This is a genomic window from Paenibacillus agilis, from assembly GCF_007786455.1.
Lineage (GTDB): Bacteria > Bacillota > Bacilli > Paenibacillales > Paenibacillaceae > Paenibacillus_B > Paenibacillus_B agilis.
On sequence record NZ_VNJK01000004.1, the window covers coordinates 242,377 to 260,065 of the forward strand.

The window sequence follows — 17,689 nt, forward strand, 5'->3', positions numbered from 1 at the left end:
AATAATGAGATATTCACATGACTTATAAGGAATCCGGTGAAGGGCAATACTACCAAGTATTGAACCACACCGGATTTTTTTGTATGCCGTGAAATGGGTCTTGAGGTTGTTCAGTGCTGCAACAGAGCTGCGAACATGCACTTAAAGGAGGAGTAACACGATGAATTTTAGCATGATACTAATGCTTATCAACGCTTTTTTCGCCATTATTATTGGAGTATACTTCTGGAATTTACTGAAGAGCCAGAAGTCCAATCGTACTGCTGTTGATCGGGAGTCCCGCAAGGAAATGGACAAACTTCGTAAAATGCGGTCAATCTCGCTTTCTAAGCCACTTTCAGAGAAAACAAGACCTGCATCCATGAAGGACATTGTTGGTCAACGTGATGGTCTGCGTGCGCTAAAAGCGGCACTTTGCAGTTCTAATCCGCAGCATGTCATTATTTATGGTCCTCCTGGAGTTGGTAAGACAGCTGCGGCACGAGTTATTTTAGAGGAAGCAAAGAAAAATCTGAGCTCTCCCTTTACATTTGAATCAAAATTCACAGAGATCGATGCCACCACAGCTCGCTTTGATGAACGTGGTATTGCTGATCCGCTCATTGGTTCTGTACATGATCCAATCTACCAAGGAGCAGGGGCGATGGGGGTAGCGGGGATTCCTCAGCCTAAGCCTGGTGCAGTGACGAAGGCCCATGGAGGCGTATTGTTTATCGATGAGATTGGTGAGCTTCACCCGATCCAGATGAACAAGCTGCTAAAGGTATTGGAAGATCGAAAAGTGTTTTTAGAGAGTGCTTACTATCATAGTGAAGATCCGAATATCCCAACTCATATTCATGATATTTTTGAAAATGGTTTGCCGGCTGATTTTCGTCTCGTTGGAGCAACAACGCGTTCGCCGCAAGAAATATCGCCAGCTTTGCGTTCGCGCTGCATGGAGATCTTTTTTAGACCGTTACTACCTGAAGAAGTTGAGAGTATTGCAGAAAATGCCGTGAAAAAAATAGGATTTCCTCCTGCGCCTGAAGCGGTTGATGTGTTGAAAAAATATGCAACGAATGGTCGTGAAGCAGTTAACATTATTCAGTTGGCTGTTGGATTAGCACTGTCGGAGCATCGTTCTTCCTTAGTGGCAGCTGATGTAGAGTGGGTGATTAACAGCAGTCAGCTTACACCGCGTCCTGAACGGAAAGTAGGTACAGCGCCGCAGGTGGGACTTGTAAACGGATTGGCGGTTTACGGCCCTAACATGGGGGCTTTGCTTGAAATTGAAGTATCTGCTATTCGGGTTAAAAATGGGCATGGCAAATATACGATTACGGGTGTTGTGGAAGAAGAGGAGCTAAATGGTGGTGGTGCCCGTACGCTGCGCCGTAAAAGTATGGCAAAAGGGTCCATCGAGAATGTGTTGACGGTGCTCCGAGCATGTGGCTATGAGACAAAAAATTATGATTTGCACATCAACTTCCCAGGGGGTTCACCAGTCGATGGTCCGTCCGCAGGGATAGCGATGGGTGTAGCGATTGCTTCTGCTGTAAATGGGTGGTCCATTGACCATCGTTTGGCTATGACCGGAGAGATTGGTGTTCATGGCAGGGTGAAGCCAGTAGGTGGTGTACTTGCCAAAGTAGAAGCTGCATTTCAAGCTGGGGCAACTCGTGTCATTATCCCTAAGGAGAATTGGCAGGAGATATTTAATGATTTAAATGGATTGCAAGTTATCCCTGTTGAATATTTTGAAGAAGTACTTAAGCATACATTCGCTGCACAGATGCAGGATGATCCACTCCAATTACCGAAGTCATTTGAACGTTCTGGAGGCTCAGCGGTACCACTATTTCATGCAGAATCAACAGATGGCGGGCATGGCGATAATCCCCCTTCTACAACGTGCTAATTGGTGTTTTAGGGCTTGATAAGTTACAATGGATACATCTAACACGACAATCATGGGGGTGCCAATGCGATGGAGCCGAAACTTGCACAAGTTCGCAAGCTTCCACTTTTGCCTCTACGAGGACTGCTCGTCTATCCAAGCATGGTGCTGCATCTGGATGTCGGGCGTGATAAGTCCGTTAAAGCGCTCGAGCAAGCGATGCTTGAAGACCAGATGTTGCTCTTGTGCTCCCAATCCGAAGTAAGCGTAGAGGATCCTGCGCAAGAGGATATTTATCCGGTAGGGACTGTAGCTATGGTCCGTCAAATGCTTCGTTTGCCTAACAGCACGATCCGGGTACTTGTTGAAGGTATGACGAGGGCGGAAATAATTGAGTATGTACCTAATGATGACTTTTATGAAGTAAAAGTGCATCTCATCGAAGAGCAGTCGGGAACGGAGCATGAGACAGAGGCATTCCGACGTTCGGTTCTGTCTAAGTTCGAAAGTTACGTATCTTTGTCCAAAAAAGTAACTGCGGAGACGTTAGCGTCAGTCACGGATATTACGGAGCCGGGAAGGTTTGCCGATATGGTGGCGAGTCACTTGCCGCTTAAGCTCAAAGATAAGCAATACTTGCTTGAAATTTCTAATGTAAGAGATCGGCTGGAAGCGCTGCTTGAGCTGTTGGAAAATGAGAGTGAAGTACTTGAGCTAGAGCGTAAGATTCATTCGCAGGTGAAGAAGCGGATTGAGAAGACGCAGAAGGAATACTACTTGCGTGAGCAAATGAAAGCAATTCAGAAGGAGTTAGGTGATAAAGAGGGTCGTGTAGGCGAGGTAGAAGAGCTTCGCGAGCAGCTTAAGTCACTAGAGGCTCCGGAAAAAGTGCTCGAGAAGCTCTCCAAGGAAATCGACCGGCTTGAGAAGATCCCTCCTAGTTCAGCTGAAGGTGCTGTTGTTCGCAACTATATCGACTGGGTCATGCAAATTCCATGGGGGACTCGCACTGAGGACGATTTGGACTTGCACAAAGCTGAGTCTATATTGGAAGCAGACCATTATGGCCTAGATAAACCTAAGGAGCGAGTGCTGGAATATCTTGCAGTACAGCAGCTCGTTAAACAATTAAAAGGTCCGATATTGTGTATGGTTGGACCACCAGGTGTCGGGAAAACGTCGTTGGCGCGATCGATTGCAAAGTCGCTTGGCCGCAAATTTGTACGGATATCATTAGGCGGTGTAAGGGATGAAGCAGAGATTCGTGGTCATCGCCGAACGTATGTAGGAGCGATGCCAGGGCGTATTATTCAGGCGCTGAAGACAGCGGGATCGATGAATCCAGTCGTGCTCTTGGATGAAATTGATAAGATGGGTTCTGACATGCGAGGGGATCCTTCGGCAGCTATGTTGGAAGTGCTCGATCCAGAGCAAAACAATACGTTTAGCGATCATTTCATTGAGTTGCCTGTGGACTTATCCCAAGTTATGTTCGTGACGACAGCGAATGCAGTTCATAACATACCTCGTCCGCTGCTTGATCGTATGGAATACATACCGCTGTCCGGTTATACGGAATTAGAGAAGCTAGAGATCGCGAAGCGTCATCTATTCGAGAAGCAAATGCGCGATCATGGTCTTCAAGAGGAGCACTTGCAACTGGATGATGATGTTATCCGTCGTCTCATTCGCGAATATACGCGAGAAGCGGGTGTACGTCAGTTAGAACAGCGTCTAGCTGCGCTTTGCCGTAAGGCGGCTAAAATGATTGTTTCCAAATCCGAAGAGAAGGTTCGAATTACCGCATCTGATGTAGAGGAATTTTTAGGTGTGCCTCGGTACAGATACGGTCAATCTGAACAAGAACATCAGGTTGGAATGGTTACGGGACTTGCGTGGACAGAAGTTGGCGGGGATACGCTGACGATTGAGGTGACAGTCGTTCCGGGAACAGGCAAGCTGCTGTTAACTGGTAAACTGGGTGATGTTATGAAGGAGTCTGCTCAAGCGGCATTTAGCTACATTCGTTCTAAAGCCGATGTATGGGAGCTGGAGCCTTCGTTCCATGAGAAATTGGATATACACATTCATGTTCCTGAAGGTGCTATTCCGAAGGACGGACCGTCTGCAGGGATTGCTATGGCTACAGCACTTGTTTCGGCATTGACCAAACGGTATGTATCGAAAGATGTTGCCATGACGGGCGAGATTACTTTGCGTGGTCGTGTGCTTCCGATAGGTGGCTTGAAGGAGAAGTCCTTGGCTGCACATCGAGCAGGCATCCAAAAAGTACTTTTCCCTTACGACAATGTACGTGACTTGGATGATATCCCTGAAAGCATCCGCCAAGAGTTAGTATTTGTTCCCGTCCGTCATATGGATGAAGTGCTAGCGCATGCGTTGTTGGATCAATAGAGATGCTGGAGTCGTGTGTGCGACTAGATCTTTATTTCCCTTAATCAGCATTTGCAGGATAGAAGGTAAGAAATAGTGGTGACGAATGAAGCGGGCGCCGATATTAGGCGTCCGTTATTGCGTATGTAGTATTGATGAAGGATGGTGCAACAAGATGAAAATTAAAAATGCAGAATTTATTATTAGTGCGGTAGGGCCAGATCAGTATCCAGAGGATGGGTTGCCTGAGATCGCGTTGGCAGGGCGCTCAAACGTAGGGAAGTCTTCTTTGATTAACCGCCTTATTATGCGCAAAAACCTGGCCCGCACAAGTTCGCAGCCAGGTAAAACACAGCAATTGAACTACTATCGCATTCATACCGATAATGAGCTTTATTTTGTCGATGTACCTGGCTACGGCTTTGCTAAAGTATCGAAGACACAACGTGCTGCTTGGGGGCGTATGATTGAAGCTTACATTCAAAATCGTGAGCCGTTAAAGCTTATTATGCAAGTCATTGACCTCCGTCATCCGCCTTCAAAAGACGATATTATGATGTATGATTGGTTGACTCATTTTGATTTGCCTGTATGCATTGTGGCGACGAAAGCAGACAAGCTGCCGCGCAGCCAGTGGCCGAAGCACTTGAAGCAGGTAAAGACTACGCTCGGCATAAAGCCGAATACACCAATTATAATGTTCTCTTCTGAGACAGGTATGGGCAGAGAAGAATTGTGGGACATTATTACTCAAACGGCGTTTCCAGAAATGGATGCAGATATAGAAGAAGATAATAATTCATCGGAAACTTAGGTTGAAACGGCTAGAAAACAAGAAACAATGCTATTATTGCAGTGGAATGCCGTTTTCCAGCTGATTTTTCTAAAATCCTCAATAAAATAATGACTCGCTAAGAGGAAAATTACTTTGCTCTGTAGTATAATGTTAATGTAAGCAAAGGTTCAAGAATTGAGGAGATAAAGTATGGCTAGGCGATTAGCCACAGAATATGTGAAAGCCCGTATGCAGATGACAGAGCCGCAATTAACCTTATTTTTAAGTTCATTACCAGGCCAAACGTTAGTTTGGCGTGTTAAAGTAATGGACAATGGGAATCAAGAAGTTGTTCTTGAGGATGGTCAAGGTGATGCGATTACGTTCCTGTTCGAGAAGCAAGGCAATCGGTATGTCTGTGTAACGTCTTGTCGCTTACTTCGCCCGAAATTAACCCAGATCATGCACAAGCTTGTGATGGAGTTTCGTGGTGAGGCGGTTGTCAACCGCATTTTTGCAGGCTTTACAATGCAGTATGTATATGCTGAAGGTAAGGTTTGCCAAATTGTAGAGCAACAGGGTGAGCAAGCTCGGATCGTATACGAACAGAAAGACTTTGCTCGCGACTTGCAGATGATGTATGGCCAAGATATTGTGGAACAGCAAATTGCTGTTATCCGTGAACAGATCAACGAGCTGTTGGATGCGCGTAACCGTGAATTAAATGATCAGGTTACATTTATTGATCAACAGTTGCATGAATTATCACACCAATTGTTTGTTTTAGAAGCGTAAGCAACATGGAATCATAAACATATACGTTGGTCATAATAGCCGCCTCTACATAGAGGCGGTCTTTCTTGTTTATAATACGAATACAGCTTAATGGCATCCGAATAATAACGTAAATGCGATGAATAATAGTTCGGAAATAAATAAGTTTGGGATTTATTGAAAAAAGGGCTTGCAATAATGTTCGCAAGATGTTATTTTTAATCTCGTTGAAAACATATATAGGAACCAGGATTCACTCAGGACATTGTATGTTGCGAGAGATGCATTCCCTCGGGAAGTGAATGACGTAGGTCCTAGCGGATGAAAATTGTTTCAAAAAACATTTTATTCCTAGGAAGGGGGAAACGAAAGATGGAATATTCAACTTTCGGAAGACACGTTGCTGTTGACACATGGGGGGTAGACTTTGATTTACTCAACAATGCTGATTACCTCCAAACTCAGTTGGTAGAAGCTGCTGAAGCTTGTGGGGCTACGGTTTTGTCCGTACAATCCAAGCAATTTGAACCACAAGGAGCAACGGTGCTCGTCTTGTTGTCGGAAAGTCATCTTTCCATCCACACTTACCCAGAGCGTGGATTTGCTGCTATTGATTGTTACACATGTGGGGAGACGGTTGATCCGCAACTCGCAATTGATTACCTGGTATCCGTGCTTAAGCCGGAAAAGACGTTTGCGAAGAAGATTATTCGCGGACTTGGTGAACTTGAAGTAATGACACCGGATATGCAAGTGAAAGAACTTGTATAATACGGTATAAGTGAATGTTTAATATGTGATTAAACGTATAATTAGCTAAGTATATTCATCCATCGGGAGTTTCCCGGTGGATTTTTTATTTATTTTGAGCATAGGCTCGCAATATGCTGCACGCTGTCGCAATGAAAGAAAATCATGAAGAGGACAATTGGTCAACCTTTATTAGGTTGGCTTTTTTTGTGAAAAGAGAGAGATTAATGTGTTGCGATATCAGATTTGTGTTAATAAATTAAGGACACGTCCATACAAATAGTAATAGTGCTTTTCTTTGTGTCTATATCTTGAGTGAAGGCAGGTGATTTTTATTGATCGGCTTTGAGCAGGTGAATAAACACTATGGCTCTTTTCATGTTTTAAAAGATATTAATCTCCACATTGAAACGGGAGAGGTCGTTGTCGTTATTGGGCCGTCTGGCTCAGGTAAGAGTACGCTTCTCCGCTGTATCAATCGTCTAGAAGAAATTTCATCAGGTCATTTAACGGTTAATGGCTACCAAGTCCACGACAATAAACTCCCGCTTAATCATTTCCGTAAACATATTGGCATCGTTTTTCAGCATTTTAATTTGTACCCGCATATGAAGGTCATTGATAACATCACATTGGCGCCAATTCGTGTACTCGGTTTGCCAGAGCATGAAGCGAAAAGAAGAGGACTTGCCTATTTGGAGAGAGTGGGCATTTTGGATAAGGCAGAAGTGTATCCTGCTCAATTGTCTGGCGGGCAGCAGCAGCGAGTAGCGATTGCTCGAGGGTTAGCGATGAATCCAGCTATTATGTTGTTTGATGAGCCGACCTCTGCATTAGATCCTGAAATGATTGGTGAAGTGCTGGATGTTATGAGATCGCTTGCACAAGAAGGGATGACGATGGTTATCGTTTCCCATGAGATGGGATTTGCCCGTGAGGTTGCGGATCGGATTGTGTTTATGGATCAGGGCCAAATTGTGGAGCAAGCAGTCGCCGCCGATTTTTTTGTACAGCCGAAAGAAGAGCGTGCACGCGTATTTCTTAGCCGATTGCTGCATCATTAATCAAAATGAATCAGGGGGGATTGTATGAGTAAAAAGGGCTTGCTTAAACGAAGAACGCTGATGATGGTAGTGTGTATGGGCTTGTTATTGTTCCTTGCAGCATGTGGAGGAGGGAGCAGCAATAAGTCGGCTGTAGAAACAGCTAAGGAGAAAGATAAGCTGGTCATTGGTGTGAAGTTCGATACGAATCTATTCGGATTAAAAGATCCAGGCAGCGGTGATGTGCGTGGGTTTGATGTGGATATGGCAAAGGCAATTGCGAAAAAGCTGCTTGGTGATGAGAACAAGTTGGAATTGAAGGAAGTAACGTCAAAGACGAGAATTCCGATGCTGAAAAATGGTGACATCGATGCGATTATCGCGACGATGACGATTACAGAGGAGCGTAAGCAGCAGGTGGATTTTACGGATGTTTATTTTGAAGCGGGACAATCGTTGCTTGTGAAAAAAGGAAGTTCGGTGCGTTCCATCGAGGATTTGAAATCAGGGGTAAAGGTGCTTGCTGTCAAAGGCTCTACCTCTGCTAAAAACGTTAAGGAAAAGGCACCTGAAGCAGAAGTGCTGGAGTTCGAAAATTATCAGGAGGCTTTTACGGCGCTGAAGTCTGGTAAGGGTGAAGCGTTAACGACGGATAATGCGATTTTGTTAGGCATGATGCAGCAGGACTCTAATTTTGAGATGGTAGGCGGTAACTTTACTGATGAGCCATACGGTATCGCTGTACGCAAGGGAGATGAGCAGCTTGTAAAGCTCATTAATGATCTGATCAAGGAAATGAAGGCCAATGGCGAGTATGACAAGTTGTACGAACAATGGATGGGACAGAAGCCGCCTGCTAAGTAGAAGCCAAGGAAGGGGACCTAAAGATGATTTCCTTGCTCATTGATCATGGGGATCGATATATAGAAGGATTTCTAAACACGCTAACGATTAGCGTTTTCGCGCTAATCGGCAGCTTTGTACTAGGGACGGTACTCGCGGTGATGCGGATTGCTTCCATTCGGCTGCTGCGCTGGATAGGGACGGCTTATGTAGAGTTTATCCGTAACATTCCTTTGCTGCTTGTGGTGGCCATATTTTATCATGGTCTGGCTTTTCTCGGTTTGAGCGGTTTTATGGCTGGAGGCATAGGGCTTACCATCTACACGGCAGCTTATATTGCTGACGCGATACGGGCGGGTATTCAGTCTATTCCGAAAGGACAAATTGAAGCAGCGCGGTGCTCGGGCCTGTCCTACTTGCAGGCTATGAGGTTTATCGTGCTGCCGCAAGCCATAAAGATTGTGATTCCGCCCTTGGGCAATCAGTTTCTGAATTTGATTAAAAACTCTGCTATTTTAGGTGTATATGCCGGTGCGGACTTGATGTACTTTGGTGATCAGATTAATTCAGATACGTTTGATACGTTTAATGTCTACCTTTTAGTTGGTGTGTTTTATTTATTGTTAACGATTCCAACTAGCTTTGCTGTTCGGGCGTTGGAGCGACGAATGGCTCGAAGTGGCTAAGGAAGGAGGTTTGGGATGGATTTTATCGGAGCTTATTCGTATGACAATGTGATGTACTTGCTGCAAGGCTTAGGCGTCTCGATAGCAGTTGCGGCGGCGGCGATTGTACTGAGCTTTATTCTAGCGTGTTTGCTCGCAATTATTCGATATGCTCGTATTCCTGTCCTTTCTCAAATTGTTGCTGTATGTGTAGAAACGATCCGCAACTTGCCCTTGCTGCTTATTATTTTCTTTGTGTACTTTGCGCTGCCTGAGGTGGGTATTAAAATGAGTGTGTTCACTTCAGCGATCGTAGCTCTGACGATTTTTGAAGCGGCGATGATATCGGAAATTGTGCGAGCAGGTTTGTTGTCGATAGATAAAGGGCAGATTGAAGCGGCACGATCTAGTGGATTGTCCTATACTCAGACGCTGCGCTTTATAACGCTCCCACAAGCGCTGCGGCGTATGGTCCCACCTATTGTAGGACAGTTTATTTCCTTGATTAAAGATACATCGTTGACCGTTATTATTTCACTGCCGGAACTGATGCATAGTGCGAAAGTGGTGAGTGGGCAAAACTTCAACTATGTTATTCCGATTTATTTGTTGGCGGCTTTGTTCTACTTTATTATTAACTTTACGTTATCAAGTGTCGCTAAACGTATAGAGGTACGGGTTTGAATAATCTGTTAATTTTTGTCTTGTAAATTTAGGGCTGGGGCGTATAATGTAAATAAATTGATACAAGTGGACGGCAGGCAGCCGGACGTTAACCTTATATAGGGGCGTCCGGCTGTTTTTATTGTATAGGACTTAAGTCTTAGGTGGTGTGATCCGATATAAGTATTAACCGCCTATATTTTTCCTTTCGAATTCACTTCTATCAACTTCTTGGTATCACTTCACCGTTCGTTTACTCAATGCATGCAAGATTACGTTCTTGATGCGAGAACTCTACCAACACCCGTGATGTTTTCATACATATCTCACTCGCATTGTATCCAACTTTCATTTCAAATGGATTTAACTAGATTAGGAATCAATCTAATAACAACTTGAGGAGGAATTATTAATGATGAACAAGAAATCGCTCGCTGCAATTACGGCATTGACCGTATTTTTAGGGGGTAGCTTGCCAGTAACTCTATCGTCAGCAGCTTCGGTTTCGACTACCGAGGACAAACTAGCTGGAGATCAGGGAAAAGTGGCTGTGTCGGAAAATATTAAAAAATTCACAGATACAGCTGGGCATTGGGCAGAAGGCGCCATTTATGAGGCGGTTAAGAGAGGATATGTGACCGGGTATCCTAAAGGAAAGTTTCTACCTAATAATAAAGTTACTCGTGCAGAGTTTGTGAAAATGGCGGTTTCTGCATTGAATTTGCCAGTTGAATCTTCAACGAATGGTTCGTGGTATGTGAAGTATGTAGATGCCGCCCAATCATCAGGGATTTTTTCAACGGGTGATTTTGCAGACACGGATTGGAACAAGCCGTTGACGCGCGAAGAGATGGCGAAAGTGGCGGTAAGGGCACTTGGGAGTACGGCTAAGGTAGAGGAAAATCAATGGATGTATCTTGCTACGAAGAATGGAATCATTTCCGGGACAAGCCCAGGGGAGATTTCACCTAAAGGGGTTACAACTCGTGCACAAGCGATCTCTGTTATCGAGAGAATACTTAAGGTGAAGAATGGTGAGAAGCTCCCAGCCGATAAATACGCAGTTGCAGCCGCTGAGGTGCTTTGGCATAAGACGAATATTTTTACGGTTGCTCCCGAGATTTTTAATGGGCCGGATAATAAGAATATTTATCAAGGGATTCACTCCTGGAAAACTTCTAAGTTGAGAGTCGCTTCGCCGAATGGAAATATTGTTGGTCAAGTTGATTCATTAATTGCAATCGATTGGAATGATCCAAAGGACCCTAATAAAAAATTGCTTCCGAGCAAAGATAAATTACTTTGGAGAATTGGTCCTGATACAAGAAAGGTAACCGATGAAATGGAAGCTTATATCATTCTTTTAGAATCCCGTTTTGTAGTAAATAAAAGTCCTAAAAGCTATCCAATTAATAGGCTTAGTCTTGGAGTAAGAGGTTACAATGGAAGGGCGGATATTAATAAATTTAATCAATCAGCAGTGATTGAATCAACAGATCCGAATAAAGAAATTTATGGGATGATTATTCCGAAAAAAGAGTTTAGTACTACGGGTGAGCTTCGTGTACGGGTTGAGACGATATCAAGGGGTGCTCCTATATACAGTAGCACCTTATCGACTTCTAAACTCGTTAAGTAAGGAAGTGAAAGAGTGAAAAAGAAAATCATTATATCTATAAGTATTCTAGTATTTATGATATTACAATATTATCCTGATAGTACAGTAATTCGAACAGTGTATGCTGCCGATGAAATTAAAGACATAGAGTACATGGTAGTTAAAGATCCTGACGATTATGAGTATGGGGGATTATTGTTTTCTGATAAATCTGAACTTCAAATTAAAGGGATATCGATTGAGGCACCTAAAGGAAAGGTTATCAAAAGGCTTGAATGGATTGATAAATTCAGTACAGAACCTTCCCGCTCTGTTAAAGGATTTTCGCCTGGGAAAACAAAGTGGGAGTTAACAGGAACGTTAAGGGGTAAACAGTTTGGGGTGATATCTAAAGATAATACAAACTATGGAGGTATTTATTATTGGGATAGATGGTCAATAACGTCTGCTGCAAACTGGTATGGTAAACATTGGAGGGCTGGAGGAGGGGCCGTTTCAAAGCCCGACAGCATAGGTTGTGATAGTAACGTGCCAACGGAGAGCAGAAATCCTGAGACTGGGCAAAGTTATCAAGGTAACAATCTGCCCCAATATCCAGGTTGTACCGATCCCTATTTAGAAGCAAACATTCCGCGTTCAACCGGATTCAAAATATTTAATAGTGGAAATAAGGATCTTGAGGATTTATGGATTCGAGACGGTGGTGTTTCTAAGGGGGATATAAAAGCTGTTAATACTGTTGAGGATTCTAAAACCCATATTCCAGATCTCCATGGAGGTAAAGGAGGGTATACTGATGAAAGTACTGTTGCTGGGAGAGTGGCTAGAGTTAATGACATTTCAAATATAACAATTTATTTCAAACAAACTTTTAACAATGACACTTACAAACAATATTGGTCCGCTGCTGGTGCTAAACAGGTGTGGTATTTTTCTAAGTTTTTTGTGGATTTTAACTCTTTCACCTACATGTATCAAGACAAAATCCTTCGAGCAACCTTTGCCGATGGTACTTCCGGATTAGAAATAACAGGAGCTAAGTGTGTTGCTCCTACTGGTACAACACAACTAACAGCCAAACTAACAAAAGTAGATGGCAGTACATATGACTTACAGCGACATGATAAGTTAACTTGGAAGAGCTCCGATGAAAGTATTGTAAAAGTAAATTCCTCCGGTTTGGTTACAGCCGTTGCTTCTACGGGGCAGGCCACCATTACCGCTCATTTCAAAGATGCGGGTCAATCTTTGGATGAATCAGCCGATGCAACGATACAAGTAGGGACAGGTGCCACTTGCACCAATCCAGACCCTGGTAATCCAGACCCAGGTAACCCTGGTGGAGATAATGGTAGCTCCGGTGTTTGTACGATAAGTATTGAAACTCCTAGTAAAGGCAATGTAACAGCTCACACTGTCATGGACCCCATTGCAACGGGAATGGTCAAGGCAGATGATAGAGATTCTGAAAAGTTCAATGTGCTGGATGGAATACCGACATCCGAATCGTTGTATGTAAACGTTTTTGGATTAAACTACTTGTTCCAAAACAAATGGGCTAATATGACGGGTGAGGTGACTTATACCGTTCCAGTAAAGAAAAAGTACATCCTAACTTGGACGATTCCAGGTAGACCAGGTACGAAAACAACACCGCCTGTAGCCCCGATTCCTAGACAACGTGAAGTTCCTGTAACAGAAAACATCACGGTTAAACGAAATTATTCTTATTGGCAAATTGACAACTTAGAAGTCTATAAATTAGCTAGAACAACTATTAACAATTATGCGCTCCCTAATGAGTCCGTTACACTGAATCCGAATGCATACTCAGCGCCTATGTTAACCTCTGACCATAGCGAACGTGTCAATGAACACGTGCAGCCATTTGCCTGTAAAGGGCAAGACTTGGGAACAGCAACGGTTCCTGGTGGAGATTCTGAGCCGTCTGTTCCAACAGAACGATCCTTATTTACATCCACAGCAGAATCACATGTAGGAGAGAACAAAGTAAAAAATGATCATGTTGTTTTTAACGGAAATACAATTATGAGCAATAGTTGGGTTGACAGAACGGCTCCAACGCCTGGTATTATTCCATCTCCAACTACAATTCAACGCGATGTTCTGTATGGTAAGAACTATATGATTCGAAACACGCTTTTGAACAAGGTAAATACACCTAGTACAGGGGCTATCTTTTATGATCTAATCCCTAACAATATTAAAGGTGGTGCCAACAAAACGTATCCCGTTCATGGTCTTAACCCGGTTACGGTTCACACACCTACAGTTAACTATTCCAACGCAACTGATGATGCTGCACACAATCAAAAGACGAGGCCTAATTTTAGCAGACGAGCATTTATTCTAGATCGACCATTTGCCATACATATTCCAACTACAGGACAACACCGCAATATATTAGGTTATGGCAATAGGGATTATGCCAAGTACATAAAAGAAAAACAAGTTAAGTTTGAGTTTGATGTATACAGTGCGGATAGGTCCGCTTTTTATCCTAAAGATACTTGGATTAGTATTCCGGTAAGGGATCCAGAGACAATCTTCTATTTGCCGGTATGGGTAGATGAGGGTGACTATACGATTCATTTCAGGTCATTTGCTGAAAATGCTCCTTCAGACGCGCTTACTCAGGAGGATGCCAACTTTGATCTAATCAACTATGTTGCGACAGATACGGTACCTGTTGAAGTTATTGGCCGTGTGTATGACTTCCGTATCACTGATATTGTTGATATGAACTGGGAGCTTGCTTTCCGTCAGCAAAAAAAGAGCAAGGAGCATACAGGCCGCTATTATTGGGTGGGAACGCATGATATCGATGGAAACCTAAGAGGGAATGAAACGCGTTACACGCTCCCGATCAGGCGTGGAAGTCACCCGAATGATGGCTTCAAAAATGTAACCGTCAAGCCAGGCTATCATTTTAAGTTTGATCTAAAGACAAAGGGCAATATGTTCGAGCCAAACGATTTCATTCGAATTACCCCGACATTCGAATTCGTTAGTCGTGATGGCAAGCATCGTCAAGATGTGGATTTGTATTACCACGCACCAGATCGGAACTTTGTAAGGATAGGTTCGTCATTCGATACGATTGAGCGAGAAATTACATTGAATGCAAGGCTTCGTAACCTCCATCCACTGCAAATCGAGCAGACGGGGCGTACTTTTTATCAGCTGTATCGTCATCAGCTCTCGCAAAGTGAGCAATTGTTTATGCAGCAATGGCTAAGGCAAGTCGATCGCCCAACCAAGACGGGTGGATTCAGTCATATGAAGATGCCAGGTGAGCTTCGTTTATTCCGCGGACCGACACAAATACCGAATGGCGTTAATGCATATCGGGCTTATGCTGCTGAACAACAATGGTATGGCGAGTTCGGCATTCCATCAAAAGTATACATCGTGCAGAAAGGCTTCCCACTGCATCGTCAATTTTCATTTAGGGAAGATGCTTCATTCTTTTTAAAGGATGGCTATATTGTCGTGAACTTCAATATTGAGACTATTCGTGCAGGACGTATAAATGATCCGCATCTGCAGTACATAAATGCTCCGTTAACTAATCAATGGCGGCGTGAGGGCTTCGTTCACAGTGTTACTGATCCGTATGGCGCCACCTTCCAGCTGAAGGATGGCGATATAATGTTCTACGATGCTGCACAATCATCGCGCGATGATTATCGCGTTGGGGGTACTCATTAATATCTGGGTGAAATATGATACAGGACAGGACTTGTAGGGCAGGCTTTGTGAATTCATGATTTTAAACGTGAACAGATGTCCAGTTATACACCTAGTCTGTGTTGTTGATGAAGTGTAAAGGCAGATGCAAATGATTCAAGTAGTTGAGTGAAAGTATGTCTAGACGTATAAAAGCTGCTGTGAGACTGTTGGATTGAGGGCATGAACCGCTGCTCTCAGCAGTCTCTTTTTCTTGTCAACAATTAAACTTTCATGCTTCAAATATGCTTGAAACCGACCATGAGCTGTCACTCTTGAGTAAGCTGCATACAATAGCAGAATGTGCATATATAGGAACGTGTACATGCGTTATTCCGTGTACATTGATATATGCATATAAGGAGATGATGGCGTGAGAGTTCGAAGCCGTGGCAGAGGACGACGTTCACCGTTAATCGTTGTTGTATTATTGTTTATGCTAATCGTATGGCCATCTTATCAAATTTACAATTTACTGCATGAGAATGACAAATCTGTGGCAGTTGAGAGACTGCTGTATGAAGCTGCTTACTTAAATGTACAAATGCTGGAGGGGGCTATGAGAGAAGCACAAGCCTCCTTGACAGCTGCAGGTTGGAACGAGTGGAAGACGAATGCGTACGCGGCACAGTATGTGCATGAACGGTTACGCCAAGCCGTTGGAGAGGACCGTGTGCCAGAACTGGCTGTCTTTGAAAAAATGGTGGATTTGATCACGGTCGTTCAAATTAATGGGGATCGTCAATTAAAGGAGCAAGAGCGCAAACAAATTGCTGACGCAGCTGCAGCAATGCCTATATTTGTGGAGCGTTATGGTCAATTTATGACAGAGCAAGGGAAGGTGCTGTCCTCTAAAGCAGAGGAATTAGAAACATTAGCGTCACAAATACTGTTGGAAGCATCTGAATCAGACACAGAAATGTCGAAACAGCAACCAGATAAAGGACATGAATAGCAGGTATAGTGCAAAGATTGTCGTGGAAACGTAAACAATGGAATCATTTTCAAACATTCTTCATATTTAGCCCTATAGTTAGGAAGGAACTATGTTATAATCATTATTATTTCAACTATGTTCTAAATACGTGTAAAGCAGGTGAATACCCCATGCATCTTGTTGTCGTCGGCATGAACTACCGAACGGCGCCTGTCGAAATTCGAGAGAAATTCGCGATACCGGAGTCGCAATTACAAGAGGCTGTTCAACAGCTCAGATATACGAAGAGTGTTCTGGAATGTGTAGTTGTATCCACGTGCAACCGTATGGAGATGTATGTTGTTGTGGATCGACTTCATATGTGCGGACATTTCATCCGCAGCTTTATGGAGCAGTGGTTCGGTTTACGTAGACAGCAATTTACGCCTTATTTATATATATATGAAGATGATCAGGCTGTGGAACACTTGTTCCGCGTGACGTCAGGTCTTGATTCGATGATCGTAGGAGAAACTCAAATCCTTGGTCAAGTTAAGCATGCATTCTTGTTCGCGCAAGAGCAAGGTACAACAGGAACTTGCTTCAACTATTTGTTCAAGCAGGCGGTTACATTCGCTAAACGCGTCCAGTCTGAGACAAATATAAACGACAATGTTGTATCGGTTAGCTATGCGGCGGTAGAGCTTGGCAAGCGTATATATGGCTCCTTCAAAGGGAAAAATGTACTAATTGTCGGAGCAGGAGAAATGAGCGAGCTCACGGCGAAGCATCTACACAGCAACGGCGCTGCTCGCGTTATGGTTGCTAATCGAACGAGAGAGCGGGCGGAAGAACTAGCAGGGCAATTTAATGGCACTGCTGGTACACTTCAAGATATGGAGCGCTTCATGTTGGAGGCTGATGTCGTCATCAGTTCAACAGGAGCTGAAGGATATGTTTTGAACGCTTCTGATGTTGAAAAAGTGCTTAAGCAGCGTCGCTCAAGACCATTGTTCTTAATCGATATAGCTGTACCTAGGGACCTTGATCCTGCTATTGGTGACTTGCCGAACGTATTCTTGTATGACATCGATGACTTGGAGGGTATCGTCCAGAGCAATATGGCGATACGCAAGCGTGAAGGCGAGAAGATAGAATCACTTATTGTGGCAGAGATGGATGAATACCATCAGTGGCAGAAGATGCTTGGTGTTACTCCACTGATTCGTTCACTGCAATTCAAGGCAGAGAAGATTCATCAGGAGACATTGGACAGCATGTTCAATAAGTTGCCTGAATTGTCTGAACGTGAAGCCAAGATCATTCGTCGTCTCACGAAGAGCATGCTTAATCAGATGATGCATGATCCGATTCTTCAGATCAAAGAGCTGGCCGCTCAGAAGAAAAGTGAGGAAGCATTGCAATTGTTTACTCAATTGTTTGCACTCGAAGACAATATGCCTGACTCGGATAAGGAATCTAACACTTCTTCATCAGCTAAGTCATTGAATCACAATCGTACGGATCAGCGTGAATCGGCAGATGATCCTGAGCGTGTTACGTCCGGATTGTCATGGGCAGCCGTCACATGGTAAGCGACGGAAGACGGGGGGCGACAG

General features: G+C 43.8%; 13 protein-coding genes. All 13 read left to right on the forward strand.

The annotated features are described in order from the left end of the window. The first annotated feature begins 160 nt into the window (after nucleotides 1–160). On the forward strand, nucleotides 161–1,900 hold the full coding sequence (gene lonB, locus FPZ44_RS22360) for an ATP-dependent protease LonB (RefSeq protein ID WP_144994110.1): 1,740 nt from the start codon (nucleotides 161–163) through the stop codon (nucleotides 1,898–1,900). 69 nt (nucleotides 1,901–1,969) lie between these two features. Beyond that, nucleotides 1,970–4,294 carry an endopeptidase La gene (lon, locus tag FPZ44_RS22365; protein WP_144994112.1) on the forward strand — a complete coding sequence of 775 codons (2,325 nt, stop codon included), beginning with the start codon at nucleotides 1,970–1,972 and terminating at the stop codon, nucleotides 4,292–4,294. A gap of 154 nt (nucleotides 4,295–4,448) precedes the next feature. Next, on the forward strand, nucleotides 4,449–5,087 hold the full coding sequence (gene yihA / locus FPZ44_RS22370) for a ribosome biogenesis GTP-binding protein YihA/YsxC (RefSeq protein ID WP_144994114.1): 639 nt from the start codon (nucleotides 4,449–4,451) through the stop codon (nucleotides 5,085–5,087). Nucleotides 5,088–5,258: 171 nt separating this feature from the next. Beyond that, nucleotides 5,259–5,843, forward strand: coding sequence for a non-ribosomal peptide synthetase module (locus FPZ44_RS22375; protein ID WP_144994116.1), 585 nt, complete (start codon nucleotides 5,259–5,261; stop codon nucleotides 5,841–5,843). Between the two features lie 351 nt (nucleotides 5,844–6,194). Beyond that, nucleotides 6,195–6,593 (forward strand): adenosylmethionine decarboxylase, encoded by a 399-nt coding sequence (speD, locus tag FPZ44_RS22380; RefSeq protein ID WP_144994118.1) that lies wholly within the window; start codon nucleotides 6,195–6,197, stop codon nucleotides 6,591–6,593. A 314-nt stretch (nucleotides 6,594–6,907) separates the two neighbouring features. Next, the gene (locus FPZ44_RS22385) at nucleotides 6,908–7,636 is read left to right on the forward strand and encodes an amino acid ABC transporter ATP-binding protein (protein WP_144994120.1); all 729 of its coding nucleotides are present in this window, start codon (nucleotides 6,908–6,910) and stop codon (nucleotides 7,634–7,636) included. A gap of 39 nt (nucleotides 7,637–7,675) precedes the next feature. Then, a complete protein-coding gene (locus tag FPZ44_RS22390) occupies nucleotides 7,676–8,479 on the forward strand; it encodes a transporter substrate-binding domain-containing protein (RefSeq protein WP_418789202.1) in 804 nt (267 codons plus the stop codon). Between the two features lie 23 nt (nucleotides 8,480–8,502). Further along, on the forward strand, nucleotides 8,503–9,144 hold the full coding sequence (locus tag FPZ44_RS22395) for an amino acid ABC transporter permease (protein WP_144994123.1): 642 nt from the start codon (nucleotides 8,503–8,505) through the stop codon (nucleotides 9,142–9,144). A gap of 15 nt (nucleotides 9,145–9,159) precedes the next feature. After that, complete coding sequence (locus FPZ44_RS22400) at nucleotides 9,160–9,807, forward strand: amino acid ABC transporter permease (protein WP_144994125.1); 648 nt, start codon at nucleotides 9,160–9,162, stop codon at nucleotides 9,805–9,807. A gap of 391 nt (nucleotides 9,808–10,198) precedes the next feature. Further along, the gene (locus tag FPZ44_RS22405) at nucleotides 10,199–11,425 is read left to right on the forward strand and encodes an S-layer homology domain-containing protein (protein WP_261378487.1); all 1,227 of its coding nucleotides are present in this window, start codon (nucleotides 10,199–10,201) and stop codon (nucleotides 11,423–11,425) included. Between the two features lie 12 nt (nucleotides 11,426–11,437). Beyond that, on the forward strand, nucleotides 11,438–15,136 hold the full coding sequence (locus tag FPZ44_RS22410; RefSeq protein ID WP_261378488.1) for a DUF5704 domain-containing protein: 3,699 nt from the start codon (nucleotides 11,438–11,440) through the stop codon (nucleotides 15,134–15,136). Nucleotides 15,137–15,527: 391 nt separating this feature from the next. Beyond that, nucleotides 15,528–16,109: a hypothetical protein gene (locus FPZ44_RS22415; RefSeq protein ID WP_144994127.1), complete on the forward strand. Its 582-nt coding sequence runs from the start codon at nucleotides 15,528–15,530 to the stop codon at nucleotides 16,107–16,109. 152 nt (nucleotides 16,110–16,261) lie between these two features. Continuing rightward, the gene (gene hemA, locus FPZ44_RS22420; RefSeq protein ID WP_144994129.1) at nucleotides 16,262–17,665 is read left to right on the forward strand and encodes a glutamyl-tRNA reductase; all 1,404 of its coding nucleotides are present in this window, start codon (nucleotides 16,262–16,264) and stop codon (nucleotides 17,663–17,665) included. Nucleotides 17,666–17,689 lie beyond the last annotated feature (24 nt).